This window comes from Streptomyces sp. MnatMP-M17 (assembly GCF_900091995.1).
Taxonomy (GTDB): Bacteria; Actinomycetota; Actinomycetes; order Streptomycetales; family Streptomycetaceae; genus Streptomyces.
In genome coordinates this window covers 1-16,805 of sequence record NZ_FMDK01000568.1, presented here as the reverse complement: position 1 = coordinate 16,805, position 16,805 = coordinate 1, and the positions used below count along the sequence as shown (strand labels likewise).

Annotated in this window: 13 protein-coding genes; 5 read left to right on the top strand and 8 right to left on the bottom strand. The window is 70.7% G+C overall.

The genetic code is table 11. The annotated features are described in order from the left end of the window. Both GA0115259_RS24530 and GA0115259_RS24525 read left to right on the top strand, forming a co-directional pair. A partial coding sequence (locus GA0115259_RS24530; protein WP_093601047.1) for a C40 family peptidase occupies positions 1 to 992 on the top strand: 992 nt, incomplete at its 5' end. Between the two features lie 120 nt (positions 993 to 1,112). Beyond that, complete coding sequence (locus GA0115259_RS24525) at positions 1,113 to 1,490, top strand: hypothetical protein (RefSeq protein WP_093601045.1); 378 nt, start codon at positions 1,113 to 1,115, stop codon at positions 1,488 to 1,490. Between the two features lie 62 nt (positions 1,491 to 1,552). Here the strand turns inward: GA0115259_RS24525 and GA0115259_RS24520 are convergent, their stop codons facing one another. Together GA0115259_RS24520 and GA0115259_RS24515 are read right to left on the bottom strand one after the other, a co-directional pair. Further along, positions 1,553 to 2,278: a LuxR C-terminal-related transcriptional regulator gene (locus GA0115259_RS24520; RefSeq protein WP_093601043.1), complete on the bottom strand. Its 726-nt coding sequence runs from the start codon at positions 2,276 to 2,278 to the stop codon at positions 1,553 to 1,555. Positions 2,279 to 2,333: 55 nt separating this feature from the next. Continuing rightward, the gene (locus GA0115259_RS24515; protein WP_093601053.1) at positions 2,334 to 3,635 is read right to left on the bottom strand and encodes an ATP-binding protein; all 1,302 of its coding nucleotides are present in this window, start codon (positions 3,633 to 3,635) and stop codon (positions 2,334 to 2,336) included. Positions 3,636 to 3,904: 269 nt separating this feature from the next. On the opposite strand from GA0115259_RS24515, the gene GA0115259_RS24510 reads away from it, so the two are divergent. Beyond that, positions 3,905 to 5,254: a PspC domain-containing protein gene (locus GA0115259_RS24510; RefSeq protein WP_093601041.1), complete on the top strand. Its 1,350-nt coding sequence runs from the start codon at positions 3,905 to 3,907 to the stop codon at positions 5,252 to 5,254. A gap of 156 nt (positions 5,255 to 5,410) precedes the next feature. Here the strand turns inward: GA0115259_RS24510 and GA0115259_RS24500 are convergent, their stop codons facing one another. From GA0115259_RS24500 to guaA, 3 genes are all read right to left on the bottom strand, one after another. Further along, positions 5,411 to 5,929 carry a DoxX family protein gene (locus tag GA0115259_RS24500; protein WP_093601037.1) on the bottom strand — a complete coding sequence of 173 codons (519 nt, stop codon included), beginning with the start codon at positions 5,927 to 5,929 and terminating at the stop codon, positions 5,411 to 5,413. Positions 5,930 to 6,109: 180 nt separating this feature from the next. Then, on the bottom strand, positions 6,110 to 7,375 hold the full coding sequence (locus GA0115259_RS24495) for a hypothetical protein (RefSeq protein ID WP_093601035.1): 1,266 nt from the start codon (positions 7,373 to 7,375) through the stop codon (positions 6,110 to 6,112). A gap of 204 nt (positions 7,376 to 7,579) precedes the next feature. After that, a complete protein-coding gene (gene guaA, locus GA0115259_RS24490) occupies positions 7,580 to 9,166 on the bottom strand; it encodes a glutamine-hydrolyzing GMP synthase (RefSeq protein ID WP_093601033.1) in 1,587 nt (528 codons plus the stop codon). Positions 9,167 to 9,551: 385 nt separating this feature from the next. Here guaA and GA0115259_RS24485 point away from each other — a divergent pair, with 385 nt between their 5' ends. Next, on the top strand, positions 9,552 to 9,893 hold the full coding sequence (locus GA0115259_RS24485; protein WP_093601031.1) for a chorismate mutase: 342 nt from the start codon (positions 9,552 to 9,554) through the stop codon (positions 9,891 to 9,893). 478 nt (positions 9,894 to 10,371) lie between these two features. Beyond that, entirely contained in the window at positions 10,372 to 11,490 is a 1,119-nt protein-coding gene (locus GA0115259_RS24480) for an LAETG motif-containing sortase-dependent surface protein (RefSeq protein ID WP_237540470.1), read from the top strand. Positions 11,491 to 11,594: 104 nt separating this feature from the next. Here the strand turns inward: GA0115259_RS24480 and GA0115259_RS24475 are convergent, their stop codons facing one another. The 3 genes from GA0115259_RS24475 to GA0115259_RS24465 form a co-directional block, all read right to left on the bottom strand. Continuing rightward, positions 11,595 to 13,496 (bottom strand): GMC oxidoreductase, encoded by a 1,902-nt coding sequence (locus tag GA0115259_RS24475; protein WP_093601028.1) that lies wholly within the window; start codon positions 13,494 to 13,496, stop codon positions 11,595 to 11,597. A 33-nt stretch (positions 13,497 to 13,529) separates the two neighbouring features. After that, positions 13,530 to 15,176, bottom strand: coding sequence for a succinic semialdehyde dehydrogenase (locus tag GA0115259_RS24470; RefSeq protein WP_093601026.1), 1,647 nt, complete (start codon positions 15,174 to 15,176; stop codon positions 13,530 to 13,532). Positions 15,177 to 15,295: 119 nt separating this feature from the next. Next, positions 15,296 to 16,805: serine/threonine-protein kinase (locus tag GA0115259_RS24465; protein ID WP_107469251.1), on the bottom strand; the 1,510-nt coding region annotated here is incomplete at its 5' end.

Here is a 16,805-nt window from a genome sequence, read left to right as displayed (position 1 = left end):
CCGCGACCGCCACCGCCTCGGGCGCTCCCGCGCACGCGGAGCCCCGGCTCACCCCGGCCCAGGTCAAGGCCGAGGTCGAGGGCCTGTACGAGCAGGCCGAGGCCGCCACCGAGCGGTACAACGGCGCGAAGGAGAAGGGGGCGGAGGCACGGGCATCGCTGACGGAGCTGCGTGACGAGGCCACCCGCAGAACGGACCGGCTCAACGCCTCACGCAACGCGCTCGGCTCGATCGCCACCGCGCAGTACCGCACGGGCGGTCTCGATCCCGCCGTACAGCTCGCCCTCAGCTCCAGGCCCGACGACTTCCTCGAACGCGCCGGGCTGGCCGAGCGCGCCGGAGCCCGTCAGGCCACCATGGTCGCCGGGATCCGCAAGGAACTCGCCGCGATCGCCCAGCTCCGCAGCCGGGCCGACGACCGGCTCGAAGAGCTCGGGTCCCGTCAGTCGGAGCTGGCCCGCCACAAGTCCGCCATCAAGGGAAAGCTCGACTCCGCCCAGCGGCTCCTGGACCGGCTGGCTCCGGCGCAGCGCGCCCTGTACGGCGAGAACGGCAGGGACGGCGAGAGCAGCAAGAACAGCCAGAACGGGCTGTACGGCCCCGGCGAGGCGGCCAGGAGCGCGGCCGGGGTCGGGGCGCCGGGCTCCCGCGCGGCGGCGGCCGTCGCCTTCGCGTACGGAGCGCTCGGCAAACCGTACGTCTGGGGCGCGACCGGGCCCGGTTCCTTCGACTGCTCGGGCCTGACACAGGCCGCCTGGCGCGCGGCGGGCGTATCCCTGCCCCGCACCACGTACACACAGATCAACGCGGGACAGCGCGTCACACGCGACCGGCTCGCACCGGGCGATCTCGTGTTCTTCTTCTCCGGCGTCAGCCATGTCGGGATCTATGTCGGCGGCGGGCAGATGATCCATGCGCCGCGGCCCGGCTCGGCGGTCCGGCTGGCGCCGATCGACCAGATGCCGTTCGCGGGCGCCACCCGGCCCGCGTAGACCGCCGCCCGGCCCGCGCCACGGGCCCGCGTCACCGGGACGGACCATCCCCGGGTGCCGCGTCTCCTCCTTCGCGCCACGATGAGCAGCAGTACTGCCGTCGGCCGTGAAAGGGAAGCCGTGAGACGAGCCACCGCCGTCAGCGCGTCCGTCCTCACCGTCGGTGCGCTCTTCGTCCTGGCCCCGGTCGGTGTAACGCCCAAGGGCTGCGGTGATCTCTCCGGCGGCCGGCTCTGTATCGAGGGCCCGATCGGTGGTACGGGCCGGTTCACCACGTGGTACGTCCAGCACGAGGACCGGCCCGCCACCGCCGTACGCCTCGGCTATCAGCGCAAGGACCACCGGATCGTCGCGTTCCCGGGGTGGTTCGGGACGCAGCACACCCGAGGCGGGCGGGCCGAGCTGGGCGGCACGCTCGACACCGCGCCGGGCGAGTGCGTACGCGGCCTGCTGGAACACCAGGACAAGACATACGTCACCCAGTGGCGCTGCTCGTAGGCCGGTCCGGACACGGCGGCCGCCCCCGGAACGGCGTCCTCGGCCCCGAGACGGCGTCCTCGTCAGACCAGCCTGCGCGCCGTCGCCCACCGCGTCAGCTCATGCCGGTTCGAGAGCTGAAGCTTCCTCAGGACCGCCGAGACATGCGACTCCACGGTCTTCACCGAGATGAAGAGCTGCTTGGCGATCTCCTTGTACGCGTATCCCCGCGCGATCAGCCGCAGCACCTCACGCTCCCGCTGGGTGAGCCGGTCCAGGTCCTCGTCCACCGGCGGCGCGTCCGTCGAAGCGAACGCGTCCAGCACGAAGCCGGCCAGCCGTGGCGAGAAGACCGCGTCGCCCTCCTGTACCCGGAAGATCGAGTCGACCAGATCGGTGCCGGTGATCGTCTTGGTGACATAGCCGCGGGCACCGCCTCTGATCACTCCGATGACGTCCTCGGCGGCGTCGGAGACCGACAGTGCCAGGAAGCGCACCGGATTCTCGCCCGCGACCATCAGCGGCGCGCAGCGGCGCAGCACCTCCACACCGCCGCCGCCCGGCAGATGGACATCGAGCAGCACGACCTCGGGGCGGGTCGCCGTGATCACGGTGACCGCCTGGTCCACATCGGCCGCCTCACCGACGACCTCGACACCGGTCTGTTCGGTACGGCCGATCTCCGCCTGTACTCCGGTACGGAACATCCGGTGGTCGTCGACGAGCACGACCCGTACACGGCGGCCGTCCCCGGCCGGGCCGCCGCCGCTGTCCGCCGGATTGCCCTTGGCCTGTACGCCCTCGCTCATGGTCTCTGCCCCTCGTCGTCCTGATCACGGTCCTGGTCACCGCGCGGGCCACGGGTCATCCGTCCGCCCGCTCCATCTCCAGCTCGACCTCCGTGCCGCCGCCCGGCACCGAACGCAGCCGCGCCGTCCCGCCGTTGCGCTGCATCCGGCCGATGATCGACTCCCGTACGCCCATACGGTCGGCCGGCACCGCGTCCAGGTCGAACCCGGGGCCGCGGTCCCGTACGGAGAGGAAGACCGTACGGCCCTCCACCTCCGCGAAGACCTGCACCGCGCCCCCATCGCCACCGTACTTGGCGGCGTTGACCATTGCCTCGCGTGCGGCCTGCATCTGTGCCGCCAGTTTCTCGTCGAGCGGGCAGTCGCCGACGACCACGACCTCGATCGGCACACCGTGGTAGTCCTCCACCTCGGCCGCCGTACGCTTCACCGCCTCGGCGAGGGTGGTGGGCTCGTCCTCCTCGTCCTTGCCGCGGCCCTCCGGCTTGTAGAGCCAGGCGCGCAGCTCGCGCTCCTGCGCGCGGGCGAGCCGGCGGACCTCGCCCGGCTCGTCGGCGTTGCGCTGGATCAGGGTGAGGGTGTGCAGCACGGAGTCATGGACATGCGCCGCGACCTCGGCGCGCTCCTGCGCGCGGATACGCATCAGGCGCTCCTCGGAGAGATCCTGAGTCATCCGTACGAGCCAGGGCCCGGCGAGCAGCGCGACTCCGGCGACGACGGCGATGGCCCCGGTCAGTACATTGCCGAACTGGGCCGCCGAGCCGCGCACCACCATGAAGACGGCGAGGCCCAGACCGACCAGGGCGACTCCCGCGAGCGTGCGCGCGAGCTGGAAGAGCCTTCGGCGGCGGCCGACCTCGGTCCAGCGGGCACGGCGCGCGTTGTCCGCCTGACGCCAGACCAGAACGACGCCGGCGCCTATCAGCAGCAGCGGCCAGATATAGCGGTCGGCGTGGCTGCGGCCGAAGCTGACGTTGCCGATGAAGATGCCGGCGCCTATCACCAGCGCTATCAGCGCGAAGACCTGGCCCTTGTCCGGCTTGCGCAGCCGGCGTCTGCCGTCGGGGCTGATCTCGAAGAGGGAGCGTGACTCGACGACCGTGCCGCCGACGCCGAGCGGGACGACGATCCAGAAGACGGCGTAGAGCAGCGCGCCGAGGCCCTGGGAGAAGAAGAGAGCGAGGAAGACGAGCCGCACCCAGACGACCGGCAGCCCGAGATGTCCGGCGAGACCGCGCGCCACACCGCCGAGGAGACGGCTGTCCGCGCTGCGGTACAGCTTGCGCGCCGGCGGCTCGTCCGGCACGGAAGCACGGGCGGCGGAAGGCGCGGCGGAGCGTGGCGGGGCGGCTGGCATGCCTTCGATGGTCACATGGCCGGGTGCGGGAGGACATCAGGGTCGGACCCCTGATGCGACCCTGATGCCATACCGCTCCCGGATCCCAAGGGCCGTCCGGTCCCGGATCCGCCTGGCTGCTGAGGGAACGGTCCTGCGAAGACGCGTCCCTCCGGAGCAGCGCACGCGCAAACGTCCATGATCCCCGAAGCGGCCCGGGAGCCAATATCAGGGTGAGCCCAGGGTCGGCATGGCTGGAGGCGCGGGACACGGACCGTCACCATGGACATATGACCCAGCCGTCGGCCCCGTCGCCCATCGCACAGGCCGCCGCGCCACCCGAGGCATCCGCTTCCGCGTCCGCCCCGGGCTCAGCGCCGCCGCCTCCCGCGTCCCCTCAGCTTCAGCGCAGCCCGCGCCAGAAGGTGTTCGCCGGTGTGTGCGGCGGGCTCGGGCGGTATTGCGACGTGGATCCGGTCATCTTCCGGATCGTCGTCGGAGTGCTCACGGTCACCGGCGGTATCGGGCTGATCTTCTACGGCTTCGCGTGGCTGCTGATCCCGCTGGACGGCGCGGAGGAGAACGAGGCCCGCAAGCTGCTGTCGGGACGGGTGGACGGGGCCTCGCTGATAGCCGTGCTGCTCGCGCTGATCGGGTGCGGGCTGTTCCTGTCCATGCTGGGCAATGACGGCACCCTCGGCTTCGCCGCCATGCTCTCGCTCGCCGTCGTGGGCTCCGCCGTGTGGTCGCAGCGCCGCCGCGCCGCCGCGCCCGACGGCGCGGCACTCGATCCGGCGACGGCGCAGGCCGTGGCGGAGGCGCCTCCGGAGACGATGGCGCCGCCGATACCGGGCATCCACTCGTGGTGGCGTGACCCGATAGTCAAGGACGGCACCACGGGCCCGACCGTGGATGTCTATCTCTGGGGTCCCGAGGACGGCGAGGGCGGTGCGAAGCGGTCGTGGCACCACCGCTCGGCCACCTCGCCGAGCCCGGCACGTCCCCGGGGACCACGCGGGATCGGCGGCAGCGTCCTGCTGCTCGCGCTGATAGCGGGCGGGCTCGGCACGGGCCTGTCCTGGGAGAGCCGGCCGTTCGGTACGAGCCTGGAGGCAGGACTGGCCAGCGCGCTCGCGGTCTTCGGGATCGGTCTCGCGGTCAGCGCCTTCCTGGGCCGCACCGGTGTCGGCACGATCTTTCTGACCGTCGTCACCGCCGGGCTGCTCGCGGGTGCGTCGGCCGTCCCGAAGAACATCACCACGGAGTGGGGCCGTCAGCACTGGACACCCGCCTCGGTCGCCGCGGTGCAGCCGCGGTACGAGCTGGGCTCCGGCATCGGCACACTCGACCTGTCCGGGCTCGCCGTGCCCAAGGGCCGCACCGTCAGTGCGTCCGCCGAGGTGGGCGCCGGACAGCTCAAGGTCGTCGTACCGCAAGGAGTGACCGTGAAACTGCGTGCGCAGGCAGGGCTCGGGGACATCCGGCTGCCAGGAGATCCGCCGAACGATGTGGACATAGCCCCGGACCAGTCCCGGCAGCGCACGCTGACACCGCGTGCGGGCGCCGGGCCGGCCGGCACGCTGGATCTGGAGCTCGAAGTCGGCCTCGGCCAGGTGGAGGTGACCCGTGCTGCGTCATGAGATCCGGCCCGGCCGGCTGGTCGCGGGACTGGCGGTGCTGGGCGCGGCGGTCGCGTACGCCGGTGATGCCGCGGGCTCCTGGCACACACCGTGGTACGCGGTGTTCCCGGTGGTCTTCGGCGGTCTCTTCCTGGCCTCCTTCGTGGCCGCCGCCGACTACCTCATACGCCGCCGTCGGTCGGCCAGGAGAGCGTCGAGGGAGAGCACCGGGGCTCCGGCGAGCACCAGCGGCAGCCAGGCCATCAGATAGGCGAGGTCGTTGCCGTAGTAGTACGGATCGCTCTGCCAGCTCATGGTCAGCCACAGGCTCAGCGAGATGAGGGCGCCGCCGAACGCGGCGAGCCGGGCCAGCAGTCCGAAGAGCGTGCCCAGGCCGACGGCGAGTTCACCGATGGCGATGGCGTATCCGAATCCCGAAGGGTTCTTGAGCGCGAGATCGACCAGCGCGGGAATGGCCGAGCTGTCCCGGACCGCGCGCATCAGCTCGCCGACCGAGCCCGGGCCGGTCGCCGAGAAGAAACCGCCCTGAGTCAGTTTGTCGATTCCCGCGTAGATGAAGGTGACGCCGAGGAAGATCCGCAACGGCAGCAACGCGAAGCGTGTGGCGTTCTCCCGCCAGCCGCGCCGCTCACCGCCGATCTGCCCATAGGTGTCCGTCCGGTAGCCATAGGTCATCGCCGGTCCGCCTCTCCCTGTCCCACACCGCTGCCACGGGAGCCAGTGCCCTCGTGTGCCCTTGCCCATGCATACGGATACGACTCGTCCGGCGCTCAGTGAACCAGCCGCCGGGCCTCAGGAATCGGCCATGTCTGTGAAGGGTTTGAACAACTGCGCGGGAGATACGTTCCGTTGCGGTCAGTCCATGACCTCGACGATCACGCGGTTCGTCTCCACTCCCGCCGCCGTCACGACCTGCACCTCCACGGAGCCCGGCTCCACATCGACCGGTACGGGCACGGTGAGACAGGTGTCGGACGGATTGGCGAAGCCGCCGGGCACCGGGATCAGCGGTACATGGACATGGACGGAGCCGATCCGCACGACCATCCGGGCCAGCCGGTCCGGAGTGCCCGCGCCCGGTGGTACGAAACCGGCGCCGCGGATCTCGATGTCGTCGCCGGTACGGATGGGCGCGTCCAGATCGCCCGCCTCCCGGGCCCGTACGACCGACAGAACGAGAGGCTTCCCGCCCTCCGCGTACTTGCCCGCGAAGTAGGTGGCGGCGGAGACGACGACCAGCAGGGCGAGCGCCCAGGGCAGATCGGGCAGTTGCTCGGGCCGCCGGGCGAGACGGACACCGGAGAAGAGAAGGGCCACGACATTGACGACCGCGTACTGCACATCGGTGAAGCTGCCGCGCCCGCCGTCGTCGCAGAGCAGATCGGCCAGCCGCGGCCGTTCGGCCCGTACCTTCTGGAGCCGCTGGGCCAGTACGCGTACGGACACCACCCGGCGGACGATCACGGCGATACCGCAGACCACGGCCAGTACCGTCACCATGCCCGCGCCCCGGGCGAGTTCGAGCCCGGCGATCAGCTCGTCGCGCCGGCCGTGCCCGGAGGCGCCCGCGAGCTGGAGGGCGAGCACGAGCACGGAGAAGACGACGAGCAGCACCCAGGCGGAGGCGATGGTCCGTGAGGTCGACAGCCGGTTGTCCTCACCGATCAGCGGCGCGAGCAGTCCGCCACGGGCGCGGTGCAGCCGGGCCGCGACGGTGAGCAGTCCCGCGACGACGAGCGCGGCGACCAGCCCGGCCGTACGGGCGGCGCTCCAGCCGACTCCGATCGCGGTCGCGGTCTGGGCCAGCGCGAGCGCCACGACGGCGCCCCAGACCACCAGCAGCGTATGCCGCCAGACGGAGTGCAGCCAGGCGTTGCCCGCCTCACGGCTGCGATCGGCCACCGCGCGGGCGGACTGGGTGAGTTCGTCCGAAACCCACTGCCGGGAGGCTCCCGCGGAGTGCGCGACCGCGGCCGGCAGCCCTTGCCCGGCGGCCAGTTCGTCCCGCTTCTCCAGGAACGCGGCCACGGCCCGCCGATGCCCTTCGCGCGCCCCGTGCGGGCAGTCGCCGCACGTACAGCCCCCGCCGTGCGCGCCCTCTCTTGCCACTTGCACAGCCACGCCGAATGCCGCCTTCCCCGCCCCGCCCACGAACTACCTTGCTACGCCTGGGAATTGTGCCGTACAGAGTGAGGTACGCGCGCAATCGGCCCGGTCGGTACGGGTGAGAACACGGTGACGATGTTGACTCCCGTCGACTCACCGACGCGGGCTCACCGGCCCGGACGCGCGTCCGGCCGCTCCGGGCTCAGTCTCCTGCCGCGGTCACTCCCACTCGATGGTGCCCGGCGGCTTGCTCGTCACATCGAGGACCACGCGGTTCACATCCGCGACCTCGTTGGTGATCCGTGTGGAGATCCGGGCCAGCACGTCGTACGGCATCCGAGTCCAGTCCGCGGTCATCGCGTCCTCGGACGAGACGGGACGCAGCACGATCGGATGGCCGTAGGACCGTCCGTCGCCCTGGACGCCGACGGACCGTACATCCGCGAGCAGGACCACCGGGCACTGCCAGATGTCACGGTCGAGACCGGCCGCGGTCAGCTCCTCGCGGGCGATCGCGTCCGCCTCGCGCAGCAGGTCGAGACGCTCGCGCGTGACCTCGCCGACGATTCGGATACCGAGCCCGGGGCCCGGGAAGGGCTGGCGGTGAACGATCTCGTCCGGCAGGCCCAGCTCCTGGCCGACCATCCGGACCTCGTCCTTGAAGAGCTGCCGCAGCGGCTCGACAAGCTCGAACTCGATGTCGTCGGGAAGCCCGCCGACATTGTGATGGGACTTGATGTTGGCGGTGCCGGTGCCGCCGCCCGACTCCACGACGTCCGGGTAGAGCGTGCCCTGTACAAGGAACGCGACGTCCTCGCCCTCAGCGCCCGCCTCGGCGACGATCTCGGCCTGGGCCTGCTCGAAGACCCGGATGAACTCCCGGCCGATGATCTTCCGCTTCTGCTCGGGATCGGAGACGCCGGCCAGCGCGGTGAGGAAGCGCTCCTGCGCGTCGACGACCTTGAGCTGTACGCCCGTGGCGGCGACGAAGTCCTTCTCGACCTGCTCGGTCTCGCCCTTGCGCATCAGACCGTGGTCGACATAGACGCAGGTGAGCTGGGAGCCGATGGCCCGCTGGACCAGCGCGGCGGCCACGGCCGAGTCCACGCCGCCCGACAGACCGCAGATGGCGCGCTTGGTGCCGACCCGCTCACGGACGAGGGCGATCTGCTCGTCCAGCACATTGGCGGTGGTCCAGGTCGGCTCGATACCGGCGCCACGGTAGAGGAAGTGCTCCAGGACCTGCTGGCCGTAGGTGGAGTGCATCACCTCGGGATGGTGCTGGACTCCGTAAAGCCTCTTCTCGTCGTTCTCGAAGGCCGCTACGGGCACGACATCCGTGGACGCGGTGACCGTGAAACCGGCGGGCGCGGCGGAACAGGCGTCGCCGTGCGACATCCAGACCGCCTGCTCGGCCGGCGTGCCCTCGAAGAGCGTGGAGCCGGTCTTGGAGACATGCAGCGGAGTACGGCCGTACTCACGCGCGCCCGTGTTGTCGACGGTGCCGCCCAGCGCGGTCGCCATGAGCTGGAAGCCGTAACACATCCCGAAGACCGGGACGCCGGCCTCGAAGAGCGCGCTGTCGACGCTCGGAGCGTTCTCCGCGTAGACGGAGGACGGGCCGCCGGAGAGGATGACCGCCCTGGGCTTCTTCGCCAGCATCTCGGCCACGGGCATCGTGGACGGGACGATCTCGCTGTAGACGCGGGCCTCGCGGACGCGTCGGGCGATGAGCTGGGCGTACTGCGCACCGAAGTCGACGACGAGGACGACATCGGGGGCGGCGGCGGTGGGCGCTGCTGGCACGGGGCGGCCTTCCGGCGGTGACTTGCGTGGGATCTGCTGGCTGTCTCGATTCTAACGGGGAGCGACGACGGGCCCGGTCCGCCGACGGCGGGGGGACCGGTCCGCCGATGGCGAGGGGCCCGGGCCGCCGATACGTCTCAGCATCCGGTCACCGTCCGGGCCCGCTTTGACCCGCGCGGGGGCTCCGGGGCCATACTGGCCGCATGCGCGAGCAGCAGACCTTCGTCTTTACCTATGGCACCGGCCCGTCCGGCTGCCATGGTCGTGCTGCTTGAACTGACACGCGACTTCCCAGGCGCCCCGGGCCGACAAGGCCCGGGGCGTCTGTCGCGTTCGGGGCCTTACGACCTCCGGGACGCACCGCACTCCCGACAAGGACTCCGAGATGAACACCAGCTCCTCCTCCGCTTCCTCGACCACGTCGACCACCACCTCCACCACCTCCACCACCTCCAGCGCCGGCACGGGCGCACGTACGGAGCAGGCCGCCACGCTGATCGGCGGCGCGCGGGAACGGATCGACGCGCTGGACGACCGGATCATCGGCCTCGTCCAGGAACGGATGGCGGTCTCGGCCGCCATCCAGGACGCCCGGATCACCTCCGGAGGCCGCCGCGTCCATCTGTCCCGCGAGATGGAGATCCTCGGCCGCTACCGCGAGGCCCTCGGCAAGCCCGGCACAGCGCTGGCGATGACCTTGCTGGAGCTGGGCCGGGGCCGAATCTGAGCTGCGGCCGTATCGAGCCATGGCCGTATCTGAGTTCGGGCACCGCTCTCACCCGTACGGCGCGTGACCGGGCCCGCGGAGGCTTCGTTGGACCAGGCGTCCGTGTCACCCAGGGGCGGGCTCGCAGAGATGGCAGAGAACCACGCGTGGCCACCGCCGGGGCGTGCGACGTACCGCAGATACGTCGTGGGACCTCGCCCCGGCGTTCGTGACCGGTAAGCAGGGGACAGCAGCCCGGTCACCCAACGGCGGTCGGTTCCGGGGACGCCCGGACCGACCGCCCCGGCGAGACTCCCCGCTCCCCCGCTTCCCCGTACCTTCGCCCTCCGAAGCTCCCGCCGCGCGCGACGCGCGCGACGCGCGTCCACCAGGACACGCACACGAACATGTGACGCAGGCCACTTAAAGATTCTGTGAAGTCGGCTGCAACCATCGCCCCATGTCATGGGTCTTGCTTGCGTAATGACCGGCCTCACCTATGACCCCGGATCTGGGAAGGCCCAACGACTCCGCACCGCGTCCGCGCGGTGCGCCGGACTTCGCTGAGGTCTTCATGAAGCTTCGCCGCGCCATGGCCGTCGCAGCCGCGACCGCCGTCATCGCCCCGGCCGCGCTCTTTTCGGCGCCGGCCGCGTTCGCGAGCGGCAACGACACGGTCACCACCACGACCGAGTCGCCCTCCCCGAGCGCCTCCGAGACCACCACGTCTCCCGCTCCGGAGGAATCGGAGAGCAGCAGCACGCCCGCCACTCCGCCGACCGCCGAGAGCGGTACGCCGGCGAGCCCGGCCGCCTCGGAGGAGGACCTCGCGCCGGCTTCCTCGCCGCCCGCGACCGGGACCAGCACTACGCCCGCTCCCGGCACCAGCCCGAGCGACGAGCCGAGCGAGGGCCCGGCGGGCTGTCTGGACGAGAACGGCGAGGTCATCTTCAGCAAGGACCTCCAGACCGACGTGAGCGGGCTGCCCGAGAAGATCGTCGCGGGCAGCGGCTTCCACGCCCTCAAGCTCAACGTCACGAACAAGAGCGACGAGGACTTCAAGCGCGTCGACTTCGGCGCCTTCGCGAGTCAGCTCGTGGACGAGGAGACGGGCGAGGAGACCGGCCGGAATCTGACGCTCCAGTTCAAGGACCCCGAGTCGGGTGTGTGGGAGGACATCTCCCTCGACCAGGAGGACGAGAACTACGGCTACATCGGCTACACCGAGGTCAAGGCCAAGCAGTCGTACACCATCGATCTGCGGCTGAGCGTGGCCAAGGCCGCCCCGGCCGGTCTCGGTGTCGTCTTCAGTATCGGTCTGTACTCGGACGGCGAAGGCAACTGCGTCATCGAGGACAGCGACACCTTCTACGAGTTCGAGATCCTCGGTGCCGGTACGGACCCGGGCAAGCCCAACGAGGCCGAGCCGCAGGAAGGCGGCAAGAAGCCGCTCCCGAAGCCCACGGGTGACAACGAGATCAAGCCGCAGGGCAGCCTGGCCGAGACCGGCTCGTCCTCGATGGTGCCCGTCATCGGTATGGCCGGCGGTATCGCGATCGTCGCCGGTGCCGGTGTGGTGTTCGCGGTGAGGCGCCGCCAGGGCAGCGCCGCCGCGTAATCCGCGTACGGCCCGCATACACGCCAGAGGCGCTGCACTCGGAGGGGGGTGCAGCGCCTCTGGCGTGTCCACGCCGTCCACGGCCGAGGACCTCGCGGTACCCCTCAGGTCTGCTTCCCTCGGGTCTGCTTCGGCGGGACCGTCGGTATGCCCAGGAACGGCAGTCTCAGCGCGCCGAACGCCTCCGCCGGAACCGCCGGAGACACCGGCTCGACCGGGACCGGACGGATGTACGCCGTGCCCGTGCCCTGTTCGGGACGGGAATCCGGCTCGCCCTTGTTCGGCCAGAAGGACATCGCGCGCTCGGCCTGGGCCGTGATCGTCAGGGACGGATTCACGCCCAGATTCGCCGAGACCGCCGAGCCGTCCACCACCGAGATACCGGGATGTCCGTACAGCCGGTGGTACGGATCGATCACGCCCTCCTCCGCCGACGCGCCGATGACACAGCCGCCCAGGAAGTGCGCGGTCAGCGGTGTTCCCATCAGCTCACCGACATTGCTGCCCGCGAAACCGTTGATCTCCTCGGCGATGAGCGTCGCGGCCCGAGTCGCCTCCGGTATCTGCTTCGGATTGGGCGCGCCATGTCCCTGGCGCGCGGTGAGCAGGCCCTTTCCCGGTCCGCCCGGTCTGCGGTACGTCGTCAGCGAGTTGTCCAGCGACTGCATGACCAGACCGATGATGGTCCGCTCCGACCAGCGGCGGTTCGAGAACGAACGGAGCAGCCGCAGCGGATGCCTCGCGGCATTCCCGAGCCAGGCCCGTATCCGCCTGTGGCTCAGCGGAACCTGGAGAATGGAGAGCGCGCCCATCGCGTTGGAGCCCTTGCCGTAACGCACCGGCTCGATATGCGTCGAACCGTTCGGATGGATCGAGGACGTGATGGCGACGCCACGGGTGAAGTCGGCCCTGGCCGCGCCGTGCCGCGCGCGGTAACGCCGGTTGTCGGTCTGCGCGCCCACCAGCGCCTCGGAGTTGGTACGGGTCAGCTCGCCCAGCCGCGCGGAGACGCGTGGCAGCAGGCCCTGGTCCTTCATCGTGTGCAGCAAGGTCTGGCTGCCATACGTACCGGCCGCGATCACGACCTGGCGGGCGCGCAAGGTCCGCGTACGGTCGTTCCGTCGGCCGTACCGTCGGCCCTTCCGACGGCCGTCGCTGCGGCGCGCGTCCGTGGGAACGGTGGTGACGCGGTGGCCGCCCGCCGGATCCTCCTCCACCGCGATCACCGAGGTCATCGGGTGAATGACGGCTCCGGCCCGCTCCGCGAGATACAGATAGTTCTCGTTGAGAGTGTTCTTCGCGCCGTGCCGACAGCCCGTCATGCACTCGCCGCACTCGGTGCAGGCCTTGCGCGAAGGGCCGGCGCCGCCGAAGTACGGATCGTCCACGGCCGCGCCCGGCCGGGCCTTCGCCGTACCGTCGGCGTCCTCGCCGTCCCCGAAGAAGACACCGACCGGCGCCGGATGGAAGCTGTCGCCGACGCCCATCGCCTCGGCCGCCGCCTTGAGATGGACGTCCGCGGGAGTCATGGTCGGATTGAGCCGTACGCCGAGCATCCGGCCGGCCTGGTCGTAGTACGGCCTCAGCTCCTGCTCCCAGTCGGTGATGGCCGCCCACTGCGGATCCTCGAAGAACGCGGCGGGCGGTACGTACAGCGTGTTTGCGTAGTTGAGCGAGCCGCCGCCGACACCGGCGCCCGCCAGCACCATCACATTGCCGAGCAGATGGACACGCTGGATGCCGTAGAGCCCGAGGGCCGGGGCCCAGAGGTAGTTCCCGATGTCCCAGGAGTTCTTCGGGAGGCTCTCGCGGGTGAAGCGGCGTCCCGCCTCCAGGACACCGACGCGGTATCCCTTCTCGGACAGCCGCAGCGCGGCGACCGAGCCGCCGAAACCGGAGCCGACCACGATCACGTCGTAGTCGTACTCGGGCCCGTCGTCGTGTTCGTCGTCGTGTTCGTCGTCGGGCTCTGCGTCAGGCTCCGCGTTGTTCTGGGCAGGTGGCACTGGCTCTCCTCGTCGAGAACTGCCGATCGAGAACTACCGCAGCCCGAGCGCCTTCATGGCCCGCAGACTGCGGCTCATGAAGGCCGCGTACTTCTCGTCGTCCATCCCGAAGGACGGAGCCATGGGCAGGATCCGCTGGTGTGCGACGGTCTGGGCCTCGGTGTACTTGAGGATGCCCTCGGCGCCGTGCCGCCGGCCGAGCCCGGAGTCCTTCATTCCGCCCATCGGCGCCCGCACACTGCCGTACGCCGACGCGTATCCCTCGTTGATGTTGACCGTGCCGGTCCGCAGCCGCGCCGCCACCGCGCGCCCGCGTGCCGCGTCCTTCGTCCATACGCTGGCGTTGAGGCCGTACGGCGTGGCGTTGGCGAGCCGGATCGCCTCGTCCTCGTCGCCGAACCGGTAGACGGACACGACCGGGCCGAAGGTCTCCTCCGTACACACCGCCATCGGCGCCTCGACACCTTCGAGAATGGTCGGCTCGTGGAAGAGCGGGCCGATGTCGGGACGCGCGACACCGCCCGCGACGACCGTGGCGCCCTTGGCCACGGCCTCCTCGACATGGCGGGTGACCGTGGCGAGCTGGCGCTCGCTCACCAGGGAGCCCATGTCCGCGCCGTAGGCGAGCGCGTTGCCGAGCCGCATCGCCTTCGTACGGGCGGCGAACCGCGCGACGAACGCGTCGGCCAGCGACTCGTGCACGTACAGCCGCTCGATGGAGATGCAGAGCTGGCCCGCGGAGGAGAAACAGGCGCGCACCGCGCCCGCCGCGGCCTTCTCCACGTCCGCGTCCTCCAGGACCAGCATGGCGTTCTTGCCGCCCAGTTCGAGCGAGACACCGACGAGACGGTCCGCCGCGCCTCTGGCCACCTCACGGCCGGTACGGGTGGAGCCGGTGAAGGAGACATAGTCGGCGTGTCTGACGACCTCGGGACCGACGACCGGGCCCTCGCCGAGCACCACCTGGAAGACCTCGGCGGGCAGTCCGGCCTCGATCAGCAGATCGCGGGCCCAGAGCGCGGTGAGCGCGGTCCCGGTGTCGGGCTTCATCACCACGGCGTTGCCGGCGACGAAAGCGGGCAGGGCGTCGCCGACGGACAGCTCGAAGGGATAGTTCCAGGGCGCGATCTGGCCGACGACACCGCGCGGCTGGCGCAGTTCGACGACCTTGGTGAGGGCCGGTACGGCGCCGGTGTGGCGCTTCGGCCGCAGATACGACCGTGCCGCGCGCCCGTAGTGGCGGGCGGCGACGGCGACGGCCTGGACCTCCTCATGGGCGTGCAGCCGCGCCTTGCCGGTTTCGAGCTGGATCAGATCGAGCACCTCGGCCTGGCGCTCCAGTACGAGATCGTGGAAGCGGAGCAGTACGGCGGCGCGCCGGCGTACCGGGAGTGCGGCCCAGCCGGGCTGGGCGGAACGGGCCCGTTCGAAGGCGGTCGCCACGTCCTCGGGAGTCGACTCGGGCAGGTCCGCCAGCTTCTCGCCGGTGAAGGGCGTGCGGTTGGCGGTACGGCCGGAACCGACGACACCGTGTGTGAGCCGGGCGACCACCTCGGGCGTGACCACATCGGCCGCGGTGCGCACACCGGCCGGGACGGCGGCCACGGGATTGGTGCCGGCGCCAGCAGGGGAAGCGGCGCCGGGTCCGGGAGTGCCTGCGGAAGCCTGCGAGTCCGTCATGAGGCCGAGAGTAGGCCGCGTGCGAGGCTTTGGATACCCGCCGGTAACACCTTTTCACCGGGCGCCCGTGGGTCACTCACGCGGCGCTCACCGATCTGCACGGCACCTACGGCAGGGCCCTACGACTGCCCGATGTCGAGATGGTCGACAACGTTCGCGTACAGCTCCTCGCCGTCCTTCACCGCCGCGCCCTCCGCGGGCATGGCCACGCGCAGCCGCAGATAGATGTTGCTCTCGCCGGGAATGACGAGTTCGTGCCAGCGGTAGCGGATCGGATCGTCGTCCGAATCGCCGTATGCCGTGAAGTCGACGACCGTCTCGAAGCCTTCCTTGCCCTGGTGGACGATGTCCTTGTTGGTGACCTCGGCGTCCTTGATCTCCGTGCCGTTCGATCCACCGCGCTCGTAGTACGCCTTCCAGACGCTCGGCCTCGGCGCCAGGATGTCCTCGTCGTCCGGCTGCTGCTGGACGCGCTCCGCGTAGATGGAGAAGACACCGCTGGGATCCCGGTAGGTGACGCCGGTGCCACTGGTGTCCTGGGTGCGCTTGTACTCGTCGGGGACGCCGACCTTGGCGGCGAGGATCTCGTTCTCCGGCCGGATTCCCCAGCCCTCGGGCAGCTTGCCGCCGCCGAACGGATCGGCCAGGATCAGAAACAGGGCGAGCGCCACGGCGAGCACTCCGCCGCCGAGTCCGTACCGCGCCGCGCGGCTGCCGTACAGCACCGGCGGGACCCATGCGGCGGCGCCCGTCTGCCTCTGCACACCACCAGGTCCAACGCCCGCGCCACCGCCACCGTGGACGCCCGCGCCGCCGTGGAGTTGTGTCGCGGCGAACGAGAGCTGCGGCGGCCGTGCCACCGACTCCAGGACCGCCCGTATCTCGGCCGCGTCCGGCCGCGCGGCCGGATCCTTGCGCAGAAGCTGCATCACCAGCGTGCCGAAGGCGCCGGATCCCCGGGCGGGCATCTGCGGTTCGGCGGAGAGTACGGCCTGGAGCGTGGCGGGAACGTTGGAGCGGCGGTACGGAGACACGCCCTCGACCGCCGCGTAGAGCACGACTCCGAGCGACCACAGGTCCGACTCGGGTCCCGGCCGCTGTCCCAGGACCCGCTCGGGCGCGATGAATTCGGGCGATCCGACGAACGAGCCGGTCTCGGTCAGCCCTTGCTCGCCCTCGATCTGGGCGATGCCGAAGTCGCTCAGCACGACCCGCTCACCACGGCCCAGCAGGACATTGTCCGGCTTGACGTCGCGGTGCAGCACTCCCTGCTCATGGGCCGCCGTGAGCCCGTCGAGTACGGCGAGTCCGATACGGGCGGCCTCGCGCGGGTCGAGCGTGCCCTCCTGAAGCCGGTCGGCGAGCGACTGACCACGCACCAGCTCCATCACGATCCATGGCTTGGCGTCCTCGATCACCACATCGTGCATGGTGACCACCGAGGGATGGTCGATCTTGGCGGCGGAACGCGCTTCCCGTTGCATCCGCAGATAAACGCGGTCCCGGTCGCGATCGCTCAAGTGGTCGGGAACGCGCGGCTCCTTGACCGCCACGTCCCGGTCCACGACCTCGTCGTGCGCCAGCCAGACCGTACCCATACCGCCATGGCCGAGCCGGGAGACCAGCCGA